Source organism: Acidovorax sp. (assembly GCF_046314175.1).
Taxonomy (GTDB): domain Bacteria; phylum Pseudomonadota; class Gammaproteobacteria; order Burkholderiales; family Burkholderiaceae_C; genus Acidovorax.
On the sequence record NZ_JBKBXG010000149.1, the window covers coordinates 1 to 6,659 of the forward strand.

Below are 6,659 nucleotides of genomic sequence, written 5' to 3' on the forward strand. Positions count from 1 at the left end.
CCTCCAGCAGGCGCTCCAGCAGCTCCACCGCCAGGTTGCGCTCGGGCAGCGCCCGCACCTGGGCCAGAAAGCCTTCGTCCAGCAGGCCGATGTTGGGCTTCTCCAGCCCCACGGCGTCAAAAATATCCACCACGCTTTCAGACACCACGGCCTGGCTGATGATCTGGCGCACCGCCAGCTCGCGCTGTTCGTCGGTGCGCTGTTTGGCGGTGATGTCGCGCTTGGTCAGGATCACCTTGACGCCTTGCATGAAGGCCACCTCCTCGCGCACCGCCTTGGCTTCGTCGAGCGTGCAGCACAGCGTGAAGGCATGGCTCATCGCCAGGGCCGTGTCGGCAAAACGTTTTTTGCCGTCCTGTCCAGCCTGACGTTGCAGCCCAAAAATATGATCAGCCGCGCCCGCCAGCACGCGGTGGCCTCCCGTCAGAAAGCCGCTGTAGTCAAACCCGTGCAGCAGGGCGCGCAGCACGTCGATCTTTTCCAGCACCACGCTGAAGGCCTCGTGCGCGTCCACCGTCGGGCGGCCGCGGCCTTGGGCGGCGGTGTATTCCTTCATGGCGGCTTTGAGCTCGTTGCCGATGCCAATGTAGTCCACCACCAGGCCGCCCTGTTTGTCCTTGAACACGCGGTTCACGCGGGCAATGGCTTGCATCAGGTTGTGGCCCTTCATGGGCTTGTCCACATACAAGGTGTGCACGCAGGGCGCGTCAAAGCCGGTCAGCCACATGTCGCGCACGATCACGATGCTCAGTGGGTCGGTGGGGTCTTTAAAGCGCTTTTCGAGCCGTTTTTTGACCTGCGCGCTGTAGATGTGCGGGCGCAGCAGGGCCTTGTCGCTGGCACTGCCGGTCATCACGATCTTGATGGCGCCGAGTTCGGGGTCGGCGTTATGCCAGTCGGGGCGCAGGCGCACGATCTCGTTGTAGAGGTGCGCGCAGATGTCGCGGCTCATGGCCACCACCATGGCCTTGCCGCGCTGGGCGGTGTTGCGCTCTTCAAAATGCGCTACCAGGTCTTGCGCCACGCGGGCAACGCGGGGCTCTGCGCCCACCACTTGCTCCAGCGCGGCCCAGCGGCTTTTCAGCCGCGACTGCACGCTCTCTTCTTCGTCCTCGGCCAGCTCGTCCACTTCGGCGTCAATGCTGGGCAGCTCGTCGGCCTTCAGGCCCAGCTTCACCATGCGGCTTTCGTAGTAGATGGCCACGGTGGCGCCGTCTTCCTTGGCCTGCTGCATGTCATACACGTGGATGTAGTCGCCAAACACCGCGCGCGTGTCGCGGTCTGTGCCGCTCACGGGTGTGCCGGTAAAGGCGACAAAGGTGGCGTTGGGCAGCGCATCGCGCAGATGCTGGGCGTAGCCCACCTGGTAGTGCTCCCGGGTGGGCTCCACCGTGTTGGCTTCAGCGCCCGCCCGGTAAGTGGGCGGCGCAAACTCGGCACGGTGTGCGGGAGCGGTGCCGCTGCCCGTGGTGATGGGGTTTGCTACTGTATTAGTAGCTGCTTGTGCTTGTGTATCAAGCGCTAGAGCCTGATTTGGCTTGAAATTTTCCTTCCCATCGGCCTTCACATCAGCCTTGCGCACCTTCAGCCGCGCCTCAAACCCGTACTGCGTGCGGTGCGCCTCGTCGGCGATCACCACGATGTTGTGGCGGTCCGACAGCATGGGGTAGCTGTCTTCGTCTTCGCCGGGCATGAACTTCTGGATGGTGGCAAACACAATGCCGCCCGAGGGCCGGTTGGCCAGCAGCGTGCGCAGCTCTTGCCGGGTGCGGGCCTGCACGGGCTGCTCGCGCAGCAGGTCTTGCGCCAGGCCAAACACGCCCAGCAGCTGGCCGTCCAGGTCGTTGCGGTCGGTGATGACCACGATGGTGGGGTTCTGCAGCGCGGGCTCTTGCATCACGCGGGCGGCAAAGCAGGTCATGGTGATGCTCTTGCCGCTGCCCTGCGTGTGCCACACCACGCCGCCCTTGCCCTTGATGGCCGGGTCTGCACCGCTGCCCGGCGTGGCGGCGGCCACCACCTGGGCAATGGCGGCGCGTACCGCATGAAACTGGTGGTAGCCCGCGATCTTTTTCACAAGCTGGCCATCGTCCTCAAACAGCACAAAGTAGCGCAGGTAGTCCAGCAGGTACTGCGGCGCCAGCACGCCGCGCACCAGTGTCTGCAGCTCGTTGAACTGGCCCAGCGGGTCCAGCGTGGCGCCGTCAATCGTGCGCCACGCCATGAAACGCTCGGCGCTTGCGCTCAGCGACCCCAGCAGTGCCTCGGTGCCGTCTGAAATCACCAGCACCTCGTTGGTGTTAAACAGGTCCGGGATCTGCTCTTTGTACGTCTGGATCTGGTCGTACGCCTTCCACACACTGGCGGCCTGGTCGGCGGGGTTTTTTAACTCCAGCAGCACCAGCGGCAGGCCGTTCACAAACAGCACCACGTCGGGCCGGCGCGTGTGGCGCGGCCCGCGCACGCTGAACTGGTTCACCGCCAGCCACTCATTGCGCTCGGGCGCAGCCCAGTCCACCAGGCGCACGAAGTCGCCCACTGTCTCGTTGCCGCGCTGGTACTGCACCGGCACGCCCGCCACCAGCAGCCGGTGAAACCGCCGGTTGGCCGCCAGCAACGCGGGCACGCCCAGGTCTTGCACCTGCGCCAGCGCGTCGTCGATGGCCACCACGGGCACGGCAGGGTTCAGCCGCATCAGCGCCGCCCTCAGGCGGCCCGCCAGCAGCACCTGGCGGTAGTCACTGCGCTCGGGCACGGGGCCGTCGGGCGCAATGTCGGGGCCTGCCATGTGGGTGTAGCCCAGGTCCTGCAGCCAAGCCAGGGTTTCGCGTTCGAGCTGGTCTTCGGTCATGCGGTCAGGCCCTGGGCTGAGAGGTGGCGGATGTGTCGATGCCATCGACAGATGGGGAGAATATGTTTAAAAAAACACAAAAAATCGACACGTTATCGTGATCTGTCGATGCCATCACCATATGGTCAACCCACCAGCTCTGCCAACAAGGCGTCGTTGATGTAGTACTTCTCGCGCCCGTGCTTGCTTTCGCGCAGCACGCCCAGGCCCGCCAGGGTTTGTAGGTAGCCGGACGCGGTTTGCCGTTTGGCAATGCCAGCGTCCACCACAAACTGGATTTTGGTATAGGGCTGCTTGAAGATCACCTCGATCAGGTCTTTGCTGTACACGCCGGGTGCTTCGCGCTGCACACGCTCGCGCACCTGCTCCATCAAGTCACGGATGCGGTTGACCTGATCAAACGTCTGCTGGGCCGTGCTCTCCACCGCACGCAGCATGTAAAGCAGCCAGTTCTCCCAGTCCTGCTCTTCCGTCACCCGGCGCAAACCCTCGTAATAGGCCGCACGGTGGGCAATGATGTAGCGCGACAGGAACATCACCGGAATGTCCAGCAAGCCCTTTTCCACCAGAAACAGCAGGTTCAGGATGCGCCCCGTGCGGCCGTTGCCATCCGGGAACGGGTGAATCGCCTCGAACTGGTAGTGCATGACCGCCATCTTTACCAGCGGGTCCAAGTCGTCGTCAGCGTGGATGAACTTTTCCAGATTGGACAGCTTGTCGCGAATCACCGCATCGCCCACGGGCGGCGTGTACACCACCTCGCCCCGCTCATTCTTCAAAGCCGTGCCAGGCACGGCGCGCACCTGCAAATCCATCTGCTTGATGCGCTGGGCAATCTCTATGAACAGATTGGTGCTCAAAGGGCGGTCTTTCAGCGCGGCAAAGCCGTGGTACAGCGCCTCGCGGTAGCGCAACACCTCCTTGGTATGGGCATCGGCCTTGCCGTCAGCGTCCGCGTCGGCGCGGTACAGCTCGTCGTTGGTGGTGACGATGTTTTCAATCTCCGACGACAAGCGCGCTTCCTGCAGCACGATGCTGTTGATCAGCACGCCCTGGTTCGGAATCTGCGCCGCCAGCCCGCGCAGGTTGGCCAGCACCCGGTTGGCCGCAATCGCCTGCTTGAGCACGGCCTTGCTCTCCAGCTCTACCGCGGGCGGCAACAGAGGCAGATCGTTGTGGGGTTGGCTGCGGTCAAAAGGCATGCCGGTGCATCCTTGGTTGGGAGGGTGAACATGGCGAAGAATCGCGATGGCTTCACCATGTTAGCCAGCATCTGTACAAAAAACACGAATTTTTAAGCATGTGGGCTGCGGCATGGTTAGAAAACGCGGTTTTCTAACCATGTCGGCGACGCCCAGCCTGTCGTCCGGCGAGCTGTGAAAGAACTCTTTAATAGGCCGGGCCGCTGTTAAAGAACATCTTCATAGCGTTTGCAGTTTCAAACCTCGTTGATCAACGCCTGCGCTTCGGGCAAGCGCAACTGGCCGGAGATCAGGCGGGGGAGCAGGGTGTCGCGGAGGGTGGAGAGGGTTTGGGCTTGCTCACTATTTGCCCCGATTGCGTCCAGTAGTGGCCGGGCCGCACCGTCAAATACCTTCATCACTTCGTCAGGTGGCAATGTGCAAGGAGTTGACGCGACAACGTCAGGTCTGACTGCAGGGTACGCGCCACCGTCGGCCAGCGAGGCAAGCCGCTCGATACTGTCATCTCGCGTCGCGCAGAGGTAGGTGAAAGCGGTCATCCAGTGCTGCTTGGGTGAAAGCACAGCAAAACCCGTGCTCCCTATTAGATGGTTTTGAGCGGTGGCAATGAACCCGAAGGAGCGGTTTCCTGGCCGCACCGTGCCGACGATGCAATCACCTTCCTGAAGCACCCGCCGTGCGCGGCTCGGTGCATCGACGAATAAATAGCACTGCGGCACATCGAAAACATTGGCTTTGACTCCCGCCAAATCGATGTAGTTAATCTCTGGCGGCGGGTTGCGCGGCGACAGCGACTGCGCATTCAGTAAAGCAACGTCTGTCAACGTGCCAACCCGCCACCCCTTCGGCACCCAACCCAACTCCGACTCCTCCAGCGCATCGGGAAACAGCGCGGCGGTGGCTTCGTCCATGCCTTCGGGGGCGCGGCCTTCCATCTTGGCGTGCACGGGGTCGAAATCGACAAACCACGACTTGAACAGCGCCTGGGCAATTGCTTCAAGCGACTTGTTTTGAGAGCGAAGAGAACTTATGAGTTTATCGATTGTTCCCAAAATATTGGTCGCCGCAAATTGATACCGGAGCGGTGGCAATCTCAATGGAAACGTCGCAAGATCTTTAAAGTAAATTCGTGTTCGAACAGAACCACGGCCGGCTGCGACGCACCAACTATTCCAGTCATCACCTTGGATTAAATAAGCCAAGAATTCGGAGTGAATTTGATCACTACATGCGAAGACAACATAGTCGGGGCTCACCAGAACTTCAGACTGATCAGTCGGTAAATGGCCGATTGAGCCGATATTCAAGCGCATGGGGTTGTACGCGAACATGCCTGGCCGCAGAATCTTGTAGCGACATAGATCAGCCGATTGATATTTGGTCTGGTTCGTGAGGCCATCACGATCTACTCCGAACACCGGGAGCCTTGTCGTCTTGGATCCGTATCGCTCTCGGCTCTCTGAGATCACTTCCCCTAGTCGAATCAATCGAACATCAAATGTCATAGCCCAACTTCGCGAGTACTTGACGAAGATTAGAAACAAGCTCTTCTGACCTCAAAATTTCTTCCTTGAGCTTTGTCGTCGTCCTGTGCATTGAAGTATGAAAGGAGTCATCATTCGTGTCTGTGCTGCCACTCGAGCCAACATAGAGACTGGGGCTCAAGTTGTAGTCGTGTGCAGCCATCTCTTCTAAAGACGCAGAATGGCAGAACCCCGGTATATCGCTGAAATCCCCTGCACGCCAAGAATCTACTGTGTGTGAAATTCGTTGAATTGCGTGGTTGCTCAATGCGCGCGTCGTTCTCGTCGGGCTTTCTAGCGATAGCTGCCTCGCGTCGATAAAAAGAACCTGCCCCTTTCGATCAAACGCCCTGCTCTTTTCTCGGTTGAAGAACCAAATACAAGCTGCAATGGACGTGTTGTAAAACAGCTGGCCGGGTAGTGCGATCATCACTTCCACCACATCGGCTTGCACCATAGCTGCGCGGATCTGGCCTTCGTTGTTCTGATTGCTGCTCATGCTGCCATTCGCCAGCACGATGCCTGCGCGGCCCGCGGGTTTGAGATGGTGAAGGATGTGCTGTAGCCACGCATAGTTAGCGTTGCTGCGAGGTGGATCGCCATACACCCAGCGGGCGTCGCCCTCCAGACTGGGGTGCCACCAGTCGCTGATGTTGAAGGGCGGGTTGGCCAGGATGAAGTCGGCGCGCAGGTCGGGGTGCTGGTTGCGTACAAAGGTGTCGGCAGGTTCGCGCCCCAGGTTGAAGTCGATGCCGCGAATGGCCAGGTTCATGGCGGCCAGGCGCCAGGTGGTGGGGTTGCTCTCTTGCCCGTAGATGGAGACATCGCCCTTTTTGCCGCCGTGGGCTTCGATGAATTTTTCACTCTGCACAAACATGCCGCCGCTGCCACAGCACGGGTCGTACACCTTGCCGGTGTGCGGGTTGAGCACGGCCACCAGGGTTTTGACGATGCTGGCGGGTGTGTAGAACTGCCCGCCGCGTTTGCCTTCGGCGCTGGCGAACATGCCCAGAAAGTATTCGTACACCTGGCCCAGGGTGTCGCGCGCCACGTCGGGGGTGTCGCCAAAGCCGATGGTGGACA

The 6,659-nt window shown here is 60.6% G+C and carries 4 protein-coding genes; all 4 read right to left on the reverse strand.

Translation table 11 applies throughout. The annotated features are described in order from the left end of the window. A partial coding sequence (locus tag ACK4OE_RS24525; protein WP_409889003.1) for a type I restriction endonuclease subunit R occupies nt 1-2,851 on the reverse strand: 2,851 nt, incomplete at its 3' end. Between the two features lie 125 nt (nt 2,852-2,976). Beyond that, nucleotides 2,977-4,053, reverse strand: coding sequence for a Fic family protein (locus ACK4OE_RS24530; RefSeq protein ID WP_409826933.1), 1,077 nt, complete (start codon nt 4,051-4,053; stop codon nt 2,977-2,979). Nucleotides 4,054-4,289: 236 nt separating this feature from the next. Continuing rightward, nucleotides 4,290-5,471, reverse strand: coding sequence for a hypothetical protein (locus ACK4OE_RS24535; RefSeq protein ID WP_409889005.1), 1,182 nt, complete (start codon nt 5,469-5,471; stop codon nt 4,290-4,292). A 76-nt stretch (nt 5,472-5,547) separates the two neighbouring features. After that, on the reverse strand, nt 5,548-6,659 hold a 1,112-nt coding region (locus ACK4OE_RS24540), incomplete at its 5' end, for an SAM-dependent methyltransferase (RefSeq protein WP_409889006.1).